This is a genomic window from Amycolatopsis sp. NPDC028719 (assembly GCF_055565395.1).
Genome location: NZ_JBVHUL010000003.1, coordinates 66783 through 84008 on the forward strand (window position 1 = coordinate 66783; position 17226 = coordinate 84008).

The window sequence follows — 17226 nt, forward strand, 5'->3', positions numbered from 1 at the left end:
CGCCGCGGCGGCCGGGTGATGATTAGCCGGTGCACATAGCGGCAGAGATAGTGGCGCTGGTCGTGACGGTCCTCGTCGTCAGCGCGGTGGCGCGGCGGCTGGACTGGTCCGCCCCGCTGTGCCTGATCGGCGTCGGCGTCGGCGCGTCGTACGTCCCCGGCGTGCCCGAGTACCACCTCGACCCCGAGGTCGTGCTGCTCGGCCTGCTCCCGCCGCTGCTGTACTCGGCGGCCATCCAGACGTCGCTGATCGACTTCCGGAAGAACCGCGGGGCGATCGGGCTGATGTCGGTCGGGCTGGTCGTGTTCACCGCGTTCGGCGTCGGGCTGGTCGCCTGGGCCGTGATCCCCGGCCTCCCGCTGGCCGGCGGGATCGCGCTCGGCGCGATCGTGGCCCCGCCGGACGCCGTCGCCGCCAGCGTCGTCGCCCGGCGCGTCGGCATGCCCCGGAAGCTGATCCGGCTGCTGGAGGGCGAAAGCCTGTTCAACGACGCGGCCGCGCTGGTCGCCCTGCGCACGGCCATCGCCGCGCTGGCCGGCTCGGTCAGCCTCTGGCAGGTCGGCGCCGACTTCTTCCGCGCGGCCATCGGCGGGATCGTGGTCGGGCTGGTCATCGGGTTCGTGACCGCGTTCATCCGCGCCCGGATGAACGAGCCGGTGCTCGACACCGCGCTGTCGTTCGCGGTGCCGTTCATCGCCTACATCCCGGCCGAGGCGATCCACGGGTCCGGCGTGCTCGCCGTGGTCGTCGCCGGCCTGATCCTGGGGCACAAGGCGCCGAAGATCCTCTCCGGCTCGGCGCGCCTGGCCAGCAGGCTCAACTGGCAGACCATCGCGTTCCTGCTGGAGAACATGGTCTTCCTGCTGATCGGCCTGCAGCTGCGGCGGATCCTGTCCGAAGTCGGCGAATCCGGGCTGTCGCTGGGGCTGCTCACCTGGATCTGCGTCGCGGTGCTCGCCGCGACGATCCTCACGCGCATGGTGTGGCTGGTCGGCATCGGCACGGTGAAGCGGCTGGAACGGCGGCTGCTGCCGACCAAGGCGCGGGCCAAGATCTGGCCGTGGCGCTACTCGGCGGTCATCTCCTGGGCGGGCATGCGCGGAGTGGTGACGCTCGCCGCGGCGTTCGTGCTGCCCGCGGACACCCCGCAGCGGGCCGTGCTGGTGCTCGCGGCGTTCGTCGTCGTGGCCGGCACGCTGGCCCTGCAGGGCATGACGCTGCCGCCGCTGATCCGGCGGCTGCGGCTGCCCCGGCCGGATCCGGCGGAGGACGCCCTGCAGGAGGCGTCCGTGCTGCACGACATGACCACCGCGGCGCTGGCGAAGCTCGAGGAGATCCGGCAGCCCGACGACCCGCCGGAAATCATCCAGCGGCTCCAGGACCGGCTGCGGCACCGCGCCGACTCGGCGTGGGAACAGCTCGGCCGTCAAAGCGCGCTGGCCGAGACCCCCAGCGACGCCTACCGCCGCCTGCGCCTGGAGCTGCTCGACGTGGAGCGGGAGCAGTTCCTCAAGGCCCGCGACAGCGGCAGCGCCGACGACGACGTCCTGCGGAAGGTCCTGGAGCGGCTCGACATCGAGGAGTCGATGCTCGACCGGAAGGACGAAGAACCCGAGGTCGAAGGCCGGGAGCTGCGCACCCCGGCCGCGACGGCCGGCTCGTGCAAGCACCTGGTCCACGAGTGGGTGGACAAGGACCCCAGCTCCCAGGACAGCTGCGCGGCCTGCCTCGAGGAGGGCACGACCTGGGTGCACCTGCGGATGTGCCTCAAGTGCGGCAACGTCGCCTGCTGCGACTCCTCGCCGCGCCGGCACGCCACGCTGCACTTCCACGAATCCCGGCACCCGGTCATGCGCAGCTTCGAACCGGGCGAGACGTGGCGATGGTGTTTCGTGGACAAGCAGCTCGGTTAAGGTCGGGGCCATGAGCACGCCCGAGCAGGAGATCGAATACCGCCAGCACCGCTTCAGCCCGCCCCCGGGCGCGACGGAAATCTTCCTCGTGCGGCACGGCGAGTCGGCTCCCGCACGTGGCGAAAACCCCTTCACCCTGGTCGAGGGCCAGGCCGACCCGGAACTCGCGCCCGACGGCCGCGACCACGCCCGGCGCGTCGGTGACCGGCTGGCCGGCGAGCGGATCGACGCGATCTACGTGACGACGCTGCGCCGCACCGCGGAGACCGCCGCGCCGCTGGCGGAGAAGCTCGGGCTGACCCCCGTCGTCGAGCCGGACCTGCGCGAGATCCACCTCGGCGACTGGGAGAACGGCCTCTTCCGGAAGTACACGGCCGAAGGCCACCCGATCGTCGAGCGGCTGTGGGCCGAGCAGCGGTGGGACGTCATCCCGGGCGCGGAGTCCGACGAGCGGTTCGGCGCGCGGCTGCGCGGCGCGCTGACCCGGATCGCCGCCGCGCACCCCGATCAGCGCGTCGCCGTGTTCACCCACGGCGGCGTGATCGGCGAGGTGTTCGCGCAGGCCAGCCGCTCGGTCGAGCGGTTCGCGTTCCTCGGCGCGGACAACGGGTCGATCTCGCACCTGGTGCTGCACGGCGACCGCTGGATCATCCGGCGCTTCAACGACACCGGCCACCTGGCTACTCCGCTCGGCTGAGCTTCCCGGCCGCGACGCACTGCACGGTCACCAGGATCGAGACGGCTTCCGCGGCGAGCAGCCCGATCAGCACGAGGACCTGGGTCAGGCCGGCCTGGATCGGGCCGGCGCCGCCGAGCAGCACGCCGACGTAGGCGCCCGGCAGGGTCACCAGGCCGACCGTGCGGGTCTGGTCCAGCACCGGGATCAACGCGTGCCCGGCGCTCGGACGGCAGATCTCGAGCGCGGCCGGACGCGGCAGGAATCCCAGGGCGAGCGCGGCTTCGTACTCGCCGTGGCGGGCTTTCAGCTCGTCGAGGGACCGGCGCGCGGCCTGCGACGTCGCCGTCATCGCGCCGCCGATGACGATGCCGGCGATCGGCACGACCGCGATCGGCTCGAGCGGGACCACCCCGGCGCCCAGGACCAGGGCCAGCACGGGGGCGACGCCGGCCGCGATCGCCAGCGCCGTCCACGGGAGGTTCGCCCAGGTGCCGGCGCGGCGCGCCGACGTCACCGCGGCGATGCCGAACATCAGCAGCACGAACAAGCCGGTGAGCGGGCCCGACCGCAGGACGGCGGTGATCACGAGCGACACGAGGGCCAGCTGCACCACCGCCCGGACGGCGGCGATCAGCACGTCGCGTCCGCGGCCGAGCCCGCCGGCCCGGACGACCGCGGTGCCGGCGGCAGCGAGCAGGACCAGCACCGCCACGAGGGCGGGCCCGAAGGTGATCGCGGCGTCGTTCACGCCGCCCATGGTGCCGTCAGACGGCGCAGCTGAACTGGCGGCCCGGCTCGGCGACGGTCTTCTCGGCGACGACGACCCCGTCGACGACGATCCGGCAGCGCAGCTCGCCGGGCCCGGGGTTGCGGGCGGCGACGCTGTAGAACTCGGTGCGGCCGGCCGGGCCGACGCGGGTGAACTCGGCCGACCACGGCGTCGTCACCTCGGCGTGCTGGGTCAGCGCCGAGCCCTCGCCGGCGTATGTGACGTCCTGGGCGCCGTGCGCGCCGAGCAGCTCGTAGACGACGGAGTGGCGCACGGTGGCGACCGCGGCCGGGACGACCGGCGCGGCCACCGGCTCCGCCCGGGCCGGTCCGCGCGCGGACCGGGGCACGACGAACGCGGTCACGGCGACGGCCGCGGCCAGGACGCCCAGCACGACCACGACGCTACCGGCCGACCGGGCGCGGCGCGGGCAGTCGTGGCGGGACGGGATCGCGGTGGGAACACCCATGGAGAGGTCTTCTCTCGTCGCGCGCACTTCCGTCGAGTGCGTCGACCTCTATCTCGCCGTGACCTCACTGCGCGTTAGCGCCGAATCGCGAGAAGTCCAACTTTCACCCAATCGGGTGCTCGGGCGGTGGTGCGGTTTTTGTCGGACCCCGGGTGCATCATCGGGGGTGTGTACGAAGAGGCGGCACCACCCGCGCGGCTGGCGGGCGTGGCGCGCTGCGTGTGGCGGTCGGCTTCGGCGGGACCGAAGCGGATCGTCCCCGACGGCTGCCTGGACCTCGTCGTCGGCGACGGCGGGGTGTTCATCGCGGGCCCGGACACGGCGGCGTGGTCATCGGTGACCCAGCCGGGCGCCGAGCTGCGAGGGGTGCGGTTCACACCGGGTCGCGCACCGGCGGTGCTCGGGGTGGCGGCGGACGAGCTGCGCGACCGGCGGGTACCGCTGGGCGAGCTGTGGGGGCGTGCCGGGGAGGTGCTGGCGGAGAGGTTGCTGTCGGGCGAGCTGACCCCGGCGCAAGCGGTTGCGTCGCGGTTGCCGGAGGTGGCCCCGGCTGATCAGGCGGTGGCGGCGCTGATCGCGAGGCTGGACGCTGGGGCGACGCGGGTCGCAGAGGCGGCGGCGATGGTGACGGGTGCTGCCGAGGTGCTCGCGCCGGGAGGTACGAGTCCCGGGCAAGCTGCCGGTGCGGCCGCTCGTGGTGGCGCGGATCCGGCGCGTGTCGCGGCCGCACTCGCCCGGCCGGGGGTCGGCCCGGCCGAGGCAGCCGCACTGCTCGGCCGGCCAGGCGCGAGCCCTGCCGAGATCGCCGCAATGCCGGCCCGGGGAAGTGCGAGCCCGGCGCAAGCCGCCGCACTCCTCGGGCCAGGCGCTCCCCGCGGCGCGCCGGAGGTCGCGGCCGCCCGGCTCGAAGATCCCGGGCCCTTCGCCGTGAGCGAGCGGCGGCTGCGGCGGCGGTTCGTCCAGGCCGTCGGGTACGGGCCGGCCACCTACCTCCGCGTCGCCCGGTTCCAGCGGGCCGTCGCGCTGGCTTCGCGGGTCCCCGGGCTGGCCGCGCTGGCCGTCGCCGCGGGGTACTCCGACCAGGCGCACCTCAGCCGGGACTGCCGGGCCCTCACCGGCCTGACCCCGCGCGCCTACTTCCGCACACCGTCCACTGTGGACGGGCCGGTGCGTGATCGGCGCCGTTCGGCGTAACCCGTGCGGGCAACCGGAAGTGAACCTCGGCCGGGAAGGTAAGCGGACGGTAAACGGCCACCAAGAGCGCTATCCTCCGTTCGACCGGCGATCAGGGAGGGGCGTGTGGCCACCATCAGTGACGTCGCGGCGAGGGCCGGCGTCTCCACGGCGACCGTGTCGCGCGCGCTCAACGGCAAGTCCACTGTGGACCCGATGCTCGCCGCGCGCGTCCAGGAAGCCGCCACCGAGCTCGGCTATCACCCGAACGGGCTGGCGCGGAACCTCCGCCGCCAGGAGACCGCCGTCCTCGCGCTGATCATCTCCGACGTCGAAAACCCGTTCTTCACGGCCATCGCACGCGGCGTCGAGGACCTCGCGCAACGGTCCGGCTACTCGGTCGTGCTCTGCAACTCCGACGAAAACGAGGACAAGGAGCGGCGCTACATCGAGGTCGCGCTGCAGGAGCGGGTCGCCGGGGTGGTGCTGTCCCCCACCGGCCGGTCGACGAACGTCGAGGGCCTGCGCCGCCAGGGCACGCCGCTGGTGGCGGTGGACCGGCCGCTGCCGGCCGACGCGGGCGACCAGGTCCTGGTCGACACGCGTCACGCGGCCGCCGACGCCACGCGCCACCTGGTGACGGGCGGCTACCGCCGCGTCGCCTGCCTCACCGGGCCCGCCGGCGTCCGCACGGCCGACGATCGCCTGGCCGGGTACGCCGACGTCGTCGGCGAAGCGAACGTCGTGTCCCGGCGGGCGGAGTACCGCGCCGAGGGCGCCCGGCTGGCGGCGCTGGAGCTGCTCGACGAGCCGTCCCCGCCGGACGCGCTCCTGGTCGCGAACAGCACGATGGCGATCGGCGTCCTCGAGGCCCTGTCGTCGCGCGGCCTGCGTCCGGGCCGCGACGTCGGCATCGTTTCGTTCGACGACGCCCCGTGGACGACGCTCATCGACCCGCCGCTGACGGTGGTCGCCCAGCCGGCGTACGAGGTCGGCCGGGTGGCGGCGCAGCTCCTGCTGGCCCGCATCACCGACAGCGGCCGCGAAGCGACGACCACGACGCTCGAGGCACGGCTGATCGAGCGCAAGAGCTCCCGCCGCTGACGCCGGACGAAACCGGTTCGCACACCACGAGAACCAGTTCCCACGCCAGGGAAACCGCGAAGGTCGACCCGCGTGCCTGGAGAGTCGACTCGCGTGATTGAAGGGTCGACTCGCGCGCATTTGGGGGTGCGTGGAGCGACGTGCCCGGGGGGCCGGCTCGTGCCGGGCCCCCCAGGCACGCCCCACCCCCTGTGTCCCCCATGGCCGGCGCCAACCTCGCCGGATCCTGTGAGCACGGAGCGGAAATCGTTTACTCACCTCGGAACGTAAGTCCGGACCCCGAGCACTGTCAACCCTGGACAACGTCCTCCGTTCCGGGCAGACTGACCGGAAGTTGCTTACTCAACGTGTTGACTGATGTGCGTTAAGTGTCGATCCTGGTGAATTCACCCACAGTCCGGGCAAGAAACCGCACGAACCCGCACACGCGCGCTGTTTCGGGTTAACCTGAGCCACATGTCTGTAGCGCTGGAGAACATCCTCGCCAAGGCGGGCCTGAAGGTCGACGCGAACGAGTTCCTCACGCTCGTCGAAGACGCGGCGCGCAGACTGTCCCCACCGAATCCGGATCCTTCGCACTACTTCTCCGCCGATCAGCGCGCCGCGCTCACCGACGTCGGCCTCGATCTGTCACCTCGCCGAGAAGGCGAGCCGGACTTCCGGGCCCGCACCGTCGCCGCCCACGCCGTCCTCGCCGAGGGCGCGCTCAGCGTCAACGAGGCGGCGAGGGCCCTCGGGGTCGACGACAGCCGCATCCGCCACCGCCTCAAGGAAGGCAGGCTGACCGGCTGGAAGGACGGCGGCTGGCGGCTGCCGGCGTGGCAGTTCGCCGGCTCGGGCGTGCTGCCCGGCCTCGAGGTCGTGCTCAAAGCCCTCCCCGACGACCAGCCCGCGCTCGTCGTCGCCGCGTTCATGAGCACCCCGCAGGCCGACCTGGTCATCAACGAGCATCCGGCGACCCCGCGCCAATGGCTCCTGTCCGGGGGTGACCCGCACCACGTCGCCCGCCTCATCGCCACGCTCGGCTCGCCGTTCTAGGCTGGGCCTCTCCGAGCAAGATCACCGACAAGGACGGACCACCCCCGACCCATGGCCCGGCTCCCGCTGCCGCCCGCCCGATCCGTCCTGGTCCGGCAGCTGAACCGCGCCGATGACGTGGTGACGGTCCAGCCCGCGACCAGGCTCGTCCGGATCTTCACCGCGCACGGCAACCACCCCCAGCAGTGGAACTCGTTCCGCTACACCGGCCCGCTCCCGCACGGCCGGTTCGACCAGCAGTCGCCCGGCCGCGGCGGCGCGCCGGTCACCGACCCCGCGAACGGGGTCCTGTACTTCGGCCTCACGGTGCGCACCTCGGTCGCCGAGGTCTTTCAGACGAGTTCGGCGGTCGACCGCCGCACGCGCGGCCCGCGACTGGTCGTCGTCCGCCCGACGCGCACGCTGCGGCTGCTCGACCTGACCGGCCTGTGGCCGACGCGGGTGGGTGCTTCGCAGGAAATCTCGAGCGGGCCCAAGAAACTCACCCAGGCGTGGGCCCGCGCGATCCGCGGCGCGTTCAGCGACCTCGACGGCCTCTGGTACCGCTCCTCGATGGACTCCGGCGACCCGGCGATCTGCCTGTGGGACCCGCCGGCGGGCGCGGCCCTGCCGATCGCGCCGGACGTGCTGCTGCCGCTGGACCACCCGGGCCTCGACGTCCCGCTCGGCCGGGTCTGCGAAGAGCTGAACTACACGCTGCTGAACTGAGCTTCGAGCAGCGGGAGGATCGTGGTCAGGTCGCCGGAGTCGACGACGTGGGTGGCGACGGCGCGGGCCACCGGCGCGGCGTTGAAGCCGATGCTCATCCCGACGGCGGCGAAGAGCGGCAGGTCCGACCGGCTGTCCCCGACCGCGACGCACCGCTCCGGCGCGATGCCCTGGGCGAGGGCGAAGTCCCGCTTGCCGTACTCGTCCAGGTGCTCGGCGACCGCGCCGGTGTAGCGCCCGTCCACGGCCTCGGGCACCGGCCCGCAGTAGGCGGCGAAGCCGAACCGCCCGGCGAGCAGCCGGCCCACCGGGGTCCACGCGAGCGTCGTCAGGATCGGGCGCAGGCCGTGCTCGCGGCACCACGCCACCGTCTCGGCGATCCCGTCGACCAGCGGCAGGGACTCCAGCCGGGCCCCGATCTCGGCCTCGGTGTGCCCGGCCCAGCCGCGGGCGTCGATCACCGACGCCTCCTGGTTCGTCATCCGGCCCGCGACGTAGGCGGCTTCGGCCGCGACGAGCTCGGCCTCGTGCCCCAGCACCGCGGCCACCCAGGCGCAGGAACTCGTGCCGGGGACCAGCGTGCCGTCGACGTCGAAGCAGACCAGCCCGTCAGCCAAGGGTGCCTCGCGGGCAGACGAACCCCACGATCTCCGACGCGATCAACCCCGCCTGTTCCGCCGGATCGGCGTCCAGGATCGCCCGGGTCTCCGCTTCCGAGGTCCGGAAGAACGCCACGCCCGTCACCGGCAGCGAAGACGACGGCTGCGGCACCGCGCCCGCGAACAGCAGCGTCCCCGCCGCCTGTTGCCGGCGGGCCGACGACAGGTGCCGGGCCCGCAGCTCACGCGCCATCTCCTCGGAGATCTCACCGGCGCGCGGGCCCGCCCGGAACAGCACCATCCGCCAGGTCTCGAGCTCGAAGTCCACCTCGGGCACCGTCATGACCACCGACGTTCGCAGGCGGCGACCCCCGGCGCAAGAGGCCTACAGGTGCCGCCCCCACCACTCGAGGATCGCTTCGAAGCGCTGCACCCGGTGGCGCGGCCGCCCGGACCGGGACAGCTCGTGCCCCTCACCCGGGAACAGCAGGAACTCCGCCGGCGCGCCCGCGCGCCGCAGGGCGACGAACATCCGCTGCGCCTGCTCCAGCGGGCACCGCCAGTCCTGCTCCGAATGGACCACCGCGAACGGGATCTTGATCTGCGCCGCGTAGGAAAGCGGCGAGCGCTCACGCTGCACCTCCGGCGAAGCGCCGATGTACGCGTCGACGAACGTGTAGCCGATGTCTGAACTGCCGACCATCGAGTCCCACGCGTTGACCGCGCGCTCGCTCCACGCCGCCTTGAACCGCTCGCCGTGGTGGGCCGCCAGCCAGCTCGTCATGAACCCGCCGTAGGAACCGCCCATGATGCCGACGCGGGAGGCGTCCAGGTCCGGCCGTTCCAGGGCCTTGTCCAGCAGCGCCAGGACGTCATCGACGTCGACCGTGCCGAAGCCGTGCGTGATCGCGTGGCCGTGGGTCTGCCCGTAGCCCGCCGACCCGCGCGGGTTGCCGAGCACCACCGCGTACCCCGCGGCCGCGTACACCTGCGCCTCGTCGAACACCGCCCAGTCCTGCTGGGTGAACGGGCCGCCGTGCACCACGCGCAGCACCGGGTGCGGGCCGTCGCCCTCGGGCACCACCAGCCAGCCGTGCACCGGGTAGCCGTCCGGGGCCGTGGTCTCCAGCTCGATCATCGGCCGGATGCCCTTGTCGCGCAACGGCTTCGAGTAGTCCGTCAGCACCTGCGGGTTGCCGTCGCGGAGCAGCACGACCTCGCCCGAGGTGTCCGGCGTGGCGATCACCGCCGCCAGCGTCGTGCCGTCCAGCGTGAACGACCGCAGTGCGGTCCGGTCCGCGTAGACCACCGGCAGGTCGGCGAGCGGGGCGTCCGCGGCGTCGACCGCGACCGCGCGCAGCTCCACCGCGCCGCGGTTGCGGACGGCCACGAGCACGTCGCCTTCGCGCGGCGCCGGCGGGCCCGCCGAGGTTTCGCAGTCCACGGTTTCGATGTCGGTGAGCCGGCGCGCCTTCGCGGGGCCGGCCCCGAACTCCGGCGTCGCCGTGTAGAGACCCGTCATCGCGGCTTCGTGGTGTTCCGCGAAGGACTGTCCGAAGTAGAACAACGTGCCGTCGGCGGCGAACACCGGACGCTCCGAGTACCCCTCGCCCCGCACGACGACCTCGGGCTCCCCGCCCTCGGCGGAGATCACGCAGACGTCGCGGTAGTCGCTCTCGGCCGCGCCCCAGTCGGGCGGCGCGGTGAAGACGACGCGGGTGCCGTCCGGCGTCCACACCGGGCCGGTGACGTCGTACCCGTCGCCGGTCAGCGGTTCGGGGTCCGGCAGTTCCTCCGCCAGGGCGTCGATGACGAACAGCCGCTGCGTGCGGTCGCGCAGGAAGCCGACGTCGTCGATCCGGTAGTCCATGCGCGTGATCCGGCGCGGGGCCTCGGCGGCCGGTTCCGGCGTCTCGCCGTCGGCGTCCGCCGTCCCGTACCGGCCGGCTTCCGGCACGCGCGCGGTGAAGGCGATCCGCCGCGAGTCCGGCGCCCACACCGGCTCGCCGGCCCCGAGGTGCAGCGACGTCAGCCGGCGCGCGTCACCGCCGTCGGCCGGCATGACGTGCAGCTGAGGGCTGCCGTCGGCGCCTGGGCCCTCCCCCGCGCGGAGGAACGCCACCCAGCGCCCGTCCGGGGAGATCGCGGGCGCCGAGTCGCGCGGACCGTGGGTCCACGCGGACTCGCCGCCGTCGAGCGACACGCGCCGCAGCGAGCTGTGCGCGGCGTTCGTCTTCAGGTCGGGCTTCTTCAGCGCCGTGAGCAGCAGGTTCCCGCGCAGCGCGGGACGGCCGGGAACGACGAGGGCTTCGATGTCGGCAGGACGCACGTCCTCGACGGTACCCGAAATCCTTAGCGCTGCGAACGACCTTCGTCGGGACTTACGCCGAGACCTGCTTGCGCTCGTCGCGGCGGGCCTTGGCCAGGCTCGCCACCGTGGTCACGGTGAGCACGACGATGATGACGCCGAGGGAGACCCAGTTGTTGATGTCCAGCCAGTCCGGCACGACGTGGTACTCGTGCAGGGCGTGCAGGAACAGCTTCGCGCCGATGAACGCGAGGATCACCGCGAGGCCGTAGGTCAGGTAGACCAGCTTCGTCACCAGCCCGCCGAGCAGGAAGTACAGCTGCCGCAGGCCCATCAGCGCGAACGCGTTGGCGGTGAAGACGAGGAACGCCTCCTGCGTGATGCCGAAGATCGCCGGGATCGAGTCGACCGCGAAGAGCAGGTCCGCCGAGCCGATGGCCACGATCACCAGCAGCATCGGCGTGATCATCCGCTTGCCGTTGATCTTCACCGTGTAGTGGTGGCCGTGGTAGTCGTCGGTCACCGGGGCGAACTTGCGCACCTGCCGGGTGACGGCGTTCTCGTGGTACTCCTCGTCCTCGCCCTTGCCGCGCAGCATGCTGACCGCGGTCCAGACGAGGATCGCGCCGAAGAGGAAGAACACCCAGACGAACTGCGCGATCAGCGCGGCCCCGATGGCGATGAAGACGCTGCGGAAGGCCAGCGCGAGCAGGATGCCGACCAGCAGCACCCGGTGCTGGTGGATGGCGGGCACCTTGAACGACGCCATGATGATCATGAAGATGAACAGGTTGTCGACGCTCAGCGAGTACTCCGTGATGTACCCGGTGAAGAACTCGACGCCCGGGTCGTGCCCGGCGAAGATCCACACGCCCGCACCGAAGAGGACCGCGCAGGAGACGTAGAAGATCACCCAGCGAGCGGCTTCCCCCGTGGTCACTTCGTGCGGCTTGCGATCGACGATGACCAGGTCCAGCGCGATGAGCGCGAGCAGGCCACCGATCGTGGCGATCCACAGCCACAGGGGGACAGTCATGAAACCCAAACCTCCGGATAGTGCGCATGAGCAACTAACCGGAGGTCTCTTCCGCCGATGGAACACCGGCCGACGGTGCCGGGGGACGCGAGGCCACCGTGCTGACGACACCGCCGCGAAGGAATACTCCCCTCACAGCGGCTCCAGTCTGCCGGTTACCCCCGCTCGAACGCCAGCCGAGATCGCGCACGTCACCAGGTTGGTCCTGTAATTTCGGTCACCTCGGTCCACCAGGCGGTCACGAGCGTGTGATCGACGTGAGCCGGTGAGGACGTTCTCAGGAAACTTCACCTACGGTCACCTCGTGCCCCGACTCCCGCTCCCGCGCACTCGCGGAGCCCGCCTCACCGCGCTCGCCGCCGCCGTCGTGGTCCTGGCCGCCGGCGCGGTCTTCTGGATCACGCGCCCCGGCGCGCCCCCGCCGGTGCCCACCCAGGACGCGCTGATCGACCTGCCCGCCGCGCCCGGCTCGGCGGAGCAGGTCAAGATCGACACGACCACCTACCTGCCCGCCACCGTGCCCGCACCCGCGGTGCTGCTCGCGCACGGGTTCGGCGGGGACAAGAACAGCGTCGCCGACGACGCGCGCGAACTCGCGCGGAAGGGCTTCGTCGTCATGACGTGGTCCGCGCGCGGGTTCGGCAAGAGCACCGGCAAGATCGGGCTCAACGACCCGGACGGCGAGGTCGCCGACGCGAGCCGCCTGATCGACCGCCTCGTCGCGCAGCACCAGGTGACCACCGGCCCGGACGGCGACCCGAAGGTCGCCGTCACCGGCGCCTCCTACGGCGGCGCGCTCTCGCTGCTGCTCGCGGGCACGGACAAGCGCGTCGACGCGATCGCCCCGGTCATCACCTACAACGACCTCGCGCAGGGCCTGGTCCCGAACGCGGCCACGCCCGGCCCGCAGGCATCGAGCACCCCGGCCGCCGGTGCCTTCGCGACCGACGGCGTGTTCAAGAAGAGCTGGGCCGGCATCTTCTTCTCGGCCGGCTCCGGCGCCGCCTCCAGCGGCTCGCCGTCGGCCGAGGCACCGGAAGCCGGGCAGGCGACCGACACGGGATCCACCGGAGCCGCCGGGGCGGCGGCCGCCGTTCCCGCCGCGCCCCCGGGTGCGGGCGGAGGTCGCCAGAGCGGGCCCGCCGACCCGTGCGGCCGGTTCACCGCCGCCGTCTGCCGCGCCTACACCGAGCTCGGCACCACCGGGCGGGCGAGCCAGGCGAGCGTCGACCTGCTGCGCCGCGTCTCCCCCGTCTCGGTGACGGGCCAGATCTCCGTCCCGACCCTGCTGGTCCAGGGCGAGAGCGACACCCTGTTCGGCCTCGACCAGTCCGACGCCACCGCGCGCCAGATCACCGCGGCGGGCGGCAAGGTGCGCACGATCTGGTACACCGGCGGCCACGACGGCGGCAAGCCCGGCCCGCAGCTGCGGGCCAAGATCGCGGACTTCCTGTGGACCGCCGTCGACGGCGGCGACCCGGGCACCGGGTTCAGCTACGACGTCCAGGGCACGTTGCGCGCCAACGGGACGCCGTCGGTCCGCACGGTCACCGCGGCCGCTTACCCCGGCCTGACCGGCCCGGCCACCGAGCGCCGGCCGCTGGCGATGAGCGGGCCCGCGCAGGCGATCGTCCGCCCGGCCGGGGCGAACCCCTCGGCGGTGAGCGGGATCCCCGGGCTCAACGGCGTCGCGAGCAGCACGTCCCGGCTGGGCGCGCTGTTCAGCAACGACCCGCCGGGTCAGGCCGCGCAGTTCACGACCGCGCCGGTGGACGGGCAGGTCGTCGTCAGCGGCGCCTCGACCGTGCGGCTGCAGGTCGCCGCGGACCCGGCGCACCCGCAGCCGGACGCAGTGCTGTTCGCGAAGCTCTACGACGTCGGCCAGGACGGCTCCCGGGTGCTGCCGGCCAACGCGATCGCGCCGTTCCGCGTGAGCGGGCTGCCGGCCGACGGCACGCCGGTCGCGGTCACCGTGACGCTGCCCGGCATCGTCCGGCCGATCGAGGGCGGGCACTCGCTGCGCCTCGTCGTCGGCACGACCGACCAGGCGTTCGCGACGCCGGCCGCGCCCGCGGTGTTCCGGGTCGCGCTGGCCGGCGGCACCGCGCTGGCCGTACCGGTCGTGCCCGGGACCTCCGTCGGCTCGCCGGCCCCGGTCGGGCAGCTGGTGGGCATCGGCGTGACGCTGGCGATCGGGCTGGCCGCGGTGCTCTTCGCGGTGCTGCGGCGCCGCCGGGCCACCGACATCGATCCGGAACTGTCCGCGACGCCGCTGGTCATCGAGGGGCTGCGCAAGGAGTACCCGGGCGGGTTCGTCGCGGTGAACGACCTGTCCTTCCGCGTCGAGCCGGGCCAGGTGCTCGGCCTGCTCGGGCCGAACGGCGCGGGCAAGACGACCACGCTGCGCATGCTGATGGGCCTGATCACGCCGACGAAGGGCCACATCCGGGTCTTCGGGCACAAGATCACCGGGGGCGCACCGGTGCTCTCTCGCATCGGCTCGTTCGTGGAGGGATCCGGCTTCCTGCCGCACCTGTCCGGCCGGGCGAACCTCGAGCTGTACTGGGCGGCCACCGGACGGCCGGCGGACAAGGCACACTTCGGCGAGGCGCTGGAGATCGCCGGGCTCGGCTCCGCGGTCGACCGCCGGGTCCGGACCTACAGCCAGGGCATGCGGCAGCGGCTCGCGATCGCGCAAGCGATGCTCGGCCTGCCGGAGCTCATGGTGCTCGACGAGCCGACCAACGGGCTCGACCCGCCCCAGATCCACCAGATGCGCGAGGTGCTGCAGCGCTACGCCGCGACCGGCCGCACGGTGGTGGTGTCCAGCCACCTGCTGGCCGAGGTCGAGCAGACCTGCACGCACGTCGTGGTCATGCACCGCGGCGCGCTGGTCGCCGCGGGCGAGGTCGGCGAGCTGGCCGCGGCCGGCGGCGAGGCGACGTTCCGGGTCGACGACCCGGAAGCGGCCGCGGCCGCGCTGAAGGCCGGCGGCGTCACCTCGGTCGACGTCGACGGCGATCTGGTGCACGCCGACCTCGACGGGCTGCCGCGCGCCGAGGCGGTCGCGACGCTGGTCCGCGCCGGCGTCGCGGTGGAGCAGGCCGGGCCGAGGCGCCGCCTGGAAGACGCGTTCCTGCAACTGGTCGGAGACGAGTCGTGAACACTTCGAATTCGGGCGTCCACACCGACCCGCACGCGCTCGACGAGCTGACCGACGTCGCGTCGCACGAGCACGCCGAAGTCGGGCCGGACGGCGCCGTCGCGGGGTACTCCGCCCGGCGGACGCTGCGCCTCGGCGTCGAGCTGCGGCGCCAGCTCAAGCGGCGGCGCACGCAGTTCCTGCTCGGGTTCGTCGCCCTCCTGCCGTTCATCCTGGTGATCGCGTTCGAGGCCGGGCAGTCGAACCCGAACCGGCGCAGCGGCGGGTTCGTCGACCTGGCCACGGCGTCCGCGCCGAACTTCGTCGTGCTGGCGCTGTTCGTGTCGGGCACGTTCCTGCTGCCGATGATCGTCGCGCTGTTCTTCGGCGACACGATCGCGAGCGAGGCGTCGTGGTCGAGCCTGAAGTACCTGCTGGCCGTCCCGGTGCCGCGGCACCGGGTGCTGCGGCAGAAGGCGATCGTGTCGGGGCTGCTGTCGGCCGCGGCGCTGGTGCTGCTGCCGCTGGTGTCGCTCGGCGTCGGGGTGCTCTGGTACGGCGCGGGCGACGCGATCAGCCCCACCGGCGACGCGGTGTCCTTCGGCGACAGCCTGCTGGCCATCGCTCTGTCCACTATGTACATCATCCTCCAGCTGGCCTGGGTGGCCGGGCTGGCGCTGGCCCTGAGCGTGTCGACGGACGCCCCGCTCGGCGCGGTCGGCGGCGCGGTGCTGGTGGCGATCCTGTCGCAGATCCTGGACCAGATCACGGCGCTGGAGGGCCTGCGCAACTACCTGCCGACCCACTACGCGTTCTCGTGGATGGACCTGATCTCGACGGACGTGGACTGGACCAACCTGGCGAGCGGGATGCTGTCGGCGGTGATCTACGGGACGGTGTTCTTCCTGTACGCGGGGCGGCGCTTCGCCCGGAAGGACATCACGAGCTGACGTGGGCGGCGAGCGGCGGGGCCACGCCGCTCGCCGTCGCCGGCCGGACCGCGCCGGGGTACGGTCGGGCGCGTGCCGATCACCCTGGACAGCCACCACGACGTCGCCGTGCTGCGGATCGACCACGGCAAGGCCAACACCCTCGACAGCGACTCCTGCAGGGAGCTCGTGCTCCGGCTCGAGGAGGTCTCGCAAGCCCGCGCCGTGGTGCTCACCGGCACCGGGCGCATCTTCTCCGCGGGCGTCGACCTCAAGCGGATCCACGACGGCGGCGCGTCGTACGTGTCGGAGTTCCTGCCGCTGCTGTCGGACGCGCTGCTGGCCGTGTTCGGCTTCCCGCGGCCGGTGGTCGCCGCGCTGAACGGGCCCGCCGTCGCCGGGGGTGCCGTGCTCGCCGCCGCGTGCGACCACCGCGTGCTCGGGTCCGGCGGCATCGGCGTGACCGAACTGCTGGTCGGGCTGCCCTTCCCGCTGGCCGCGCTGGAGATCCTGCGCTGCGCCTACGGCACGGCGCCGCTGCCCGCACTCACCTACTCGGGTCAAGTCCACCGCGGCGAGGACGCCCTCGCGCGCGGGCTGGTCGACGAGCTGGCCGCGCCGGACGACGTCGTCGAGCGGGCGCTGGCGGTCGCGACCCGGCTCGGCGAGCTGCCCGCCGAGGCGTTCGGGCACACGAAGGCCCAGATCCGCCAGCCCTTCCACGAGCGGATCGCCGAGTACCGCCACACCGACGACCCCGAGGTCGAGCGGCTGTGGCGGGCACCCGCGGCGCTGGCCGCCGTCAAGTCCTATGTGGACAAGGTGCTGCGCTAGGCGGTGCGGACGCCGCTCTCGGCGAGGGCCTTGATGCCGTCGACCGTCTTCTGCATGTTGCCCTGCAGCTCGCCCAGCCGCATCGCGACGATCTCCTCCTCGTGCTCGGGCATCGAGCCGATGATCGTCGTCAGGTTGGACGGCCCGGGGCCGATCTGGGCCCACTGGCGGAGAATCGTGCCCTCACCGTCGGGGACGAGCTCGAAGCGCCACGACGCGGCCGGGTTCGTCACGTCCATCACGGCCCACGCGAACAGCCGCCCGGGCTCGTAGCCGGTCACGGTCGAGACCGTCTCCCACTCCCCGGCGACCGGGTGGGAGTTGCGGCCGCGGAACTGCGCGCCCAGGCCGGGCTCGGCGCCCTCGACCCAGCCGCCGCCCTGGAACTCGGTGGAGAACCGAGCCGGCAGGTCGATGTCCAGCAACCAGGACCAGACCTCGGCCGGTCCCGCGTCGATGCGGACTTCGACCTGCGTCGTCGGGCAGTCGGAAACCTTCATGGCGGACCCCTCGCTCGATGCCGGT

General features: G+C 73.0%; 16 protein-coding genes. 9 read left to right on the top strand and 7 right to left on the bottom strand.

Translation table 11 applies throughout. From position 1 onward, the window contains the following. Positions 1 to 29: 29 nt before the first annotated feature. Entirely contained in the window at positions 30 to 1913 is a 1884-nt protein-coding gene (locus tag ACZ4TR_RS14060) for a Na+/H+ antiporter (protein ID WP_465287416.1), read from the top strand. Between the two features lie 10 nt (positions 1914 to 1923). After that, a complete protein-coding gene (locus ACZ4TR_RS14065) occupies positions 1924 to 2610 on the top strand; it encodes a histidine phosphatase family protein (protein WP_364511522.1) in 687 nt (228 codons plus the stop codon). Here ACZ4TR_RS14065 and ACZ4TR_RS14070 read toward each other — a convergent pair. Together ACZ4TR_RS14070 and ACZ4TR_RS14075 are read right to left on the bottom strand one after the other, a co-directional pair. Beyond that, positions 2594 to 3349: an ABC transporter permease gene (locus ACZ4TR_RS14070; RefSeq protein WP_465287417.1), complete on the bottom strand. Its 756-nt coding sequence runs from the start codon at positions 3347 to 3349 to the stop codon at positions 2594 to 2596. The genes ACZ4TR_RS14065 and ACZ4TR_RS14070 overlap by 17 nt on opposite strands. 7 nt (positions 3350 to 3356) lie before the next feature. Next, positions 3357 to 3830 (bottom strand): MmpS family transport accessory protein, encoded by a 474-nt coding sequence (locus tag ACZ4TR_RS14075; RefSeq protein ID WP_465287418.1) that lies wholly within the window; start codon positions 3828 to 3830, stop codon positions 3357 to 3359. Positions 3831 to 3998: 168 nt separating this feature from the next. Between ACZ4TR_RS14075 and ACZ4TR_RS14080 the strand changes: the two genes are divergently transcribed. From ACZ4TR_RS14080 to ACZ4TR_RS14095, 4 genes are all read left to right on the top strand, one after another. Further along, positions 3999 to 5024 carry a helix-turn-helix domain-containing protein gene (locus ACZ4TR_RS14080; protein ID WP_465287419.1) on the top strand — a complete coding sequence of 342 codons (1026 nt, stop codon included), beginning with the start codon at positions 3999 to 4001 and terminating at the stop codon, positions 5022 to 5024. Positions 5025 to 5129: 105 nt separating this feature from the next. Beyond that, the gene (locus tag ACZ4TR_RS14085) at positions 5130 to 6107 is read left to right on the top strand and encodes a LacI family DNA-binding transcriptional regulator (protein ID WP_465287420.1); all 978 of its coding nucleotides are present in this window, start codon (positions 5130 to 5132) and stop codon (positions 6105 to 6107) included. A 456-nt stretch (positions 6108 to 6563) separates the two neighbouring features. After that, the gene (locus ACZ4TR_RS14090; RefSeq protein WP_465287421.1) at positions 6564 to 7145 is read left to right on the top strand and encodes a MerR family transcriptional regulator; all 582 of its coding nucleotides are present in this window, start codon (positions 6564 to 6566) and stop codon (positions 7143 to 7145) included. Positions 7146 to 7196: 51 nt separating this feature from the next. Then, positions 7197 to 7853, top strand: coding sequence for an RES family NAD+ phosphorylase (locus ACZ4TR_RS14095; RefSeq protein ID WP_364511504.1), 657 nt, complete (start codon positions 7197 to 7199; stop codon positions 7851 to 7853). On the opposite strand, the gene ACZ4TR_RS14100 is transcribed toward ACZ4TR_RS14095, so the two are convergent. Genes ACZ4TR_RS14100 through ACZ4TR_RS14115 form a run of 4 tightly spaced genes read right to left on the bottom strand, consistent with a single transcriptional unit; the run spans position 7835 to position 11796 of the window. After that, positions 7835 to 8470 carry an HAD family hydrolase gene (locus tag ACZ4TR_RS14100; RefSeq protein WP_465287422.1) on the bottom strand — a complete coding sequence of 212 codons (636 nt, stop codon included), beginning with the start codon at positions 8468 to 8470 and terminating at the stop codon, positions 7835 to 7837. The genes ACZ4TR_RS14095 and ACZ4TR_RS14100 overlap by 19 nt on opposite strands. After that, positions 8463 to 8795, bottom strand: coding sequence for a YciI family protein (locus ACZ4TR_RS14105; RefSeq protein ID WP_465287423.1), 333 nt, complete (start codon positions 8793 to 8795; stop codon positions 8463 to 8465). The genes ACZ4TR_RS14100 and ACZ4TR_RS14105 overlap by 8 nt, the downstream gene beginning before the upstream one ends. 42 nt (positions 8796 to 8837) lie before the next feature. After that, entirely contained in the window at positions 8838 to 10781 is a 1944-nt protein-coding gene (locus tag ACZ4TR_RS14110) for a S9 family peptidase (protein ID WP_465287424.1), read from the bottom strand. Positions 10782 to 10833: 52 nt separating this feature from the next. Next, positions 10834 to 11796: a TerC family protein gene (locus ACZ4TR_RS14115; protein ID WP_465287425.1), complete on the bottom strand. Its 963-nt coding sequence runs from the start codon at positions 11794 to 11796 to the stop codon at positions 10834 to 10836. Positions 11797 to 12100: 304 nt separating this feature from the next. Between ACZ4TR_RS14115 and ACZ4TR_RS14120 the strand changes: the two genes are divergently transcribed. From ACZ4TR_RS14120 to ACZ4TR_RS14130, 3 genes are all read left to right on the top strand, one after another. Continuing rightward, a complete protein-coding gene (locus ACZ4TR_RS14120; RefSeq protein ID WP_465287426.1) occupies positions 12101 to 14959 on the top strand; it encodes an alpha/beta fold hydrolase in 2859 nt (952 codons plus the stop codon). Then, on the top strand, positions 14956 to 15888 hold the full coding sequence (locus ACZ4TR_RS14125; RefSeq protein WP_465287427.1) for an ABC transporter permease: 933 nt from the start codon (positions 14956 to 14958) through the stop codon (positions 15886 to 15888). Before ACZ4TR_RS14120 ends, ACZ4TR_RS14125 begins: the two co-directional genes overlap by 4 nt. A gap of 72 nt (positions 15889 to 15960) precedes the next feature. Then, entirely contained in the window at positions 15961 to 16701 is a 741-nt protein-coding gene (locus ACZ4TR_RS14130; RefSeq protein ID WP_465287428.1) for an enoyl-CoA hydratase/isomerase family protein, read from the top strand. Here ACZ4TR_RS14130 and ACZ4TR_RS14135 read toward each other — a convergent pair. Next, positions 16698 to 17201: an SRPBCC family protein gene (locus ACZ4TR_RS14135; protein ID WP_465287429.1), complete on the bottom strand. Its 504-nt coding sequence runs from the start codon at positions 17199 to 17201 to the stop codon at positions 16698 to 16700. The genes ACZ4TR_RS14130 and ACZ4TR_RS14135 overlap by 4 nt on opposite strands. Positions 17202 to 17226: the final 25 nt, after the last annotated feature.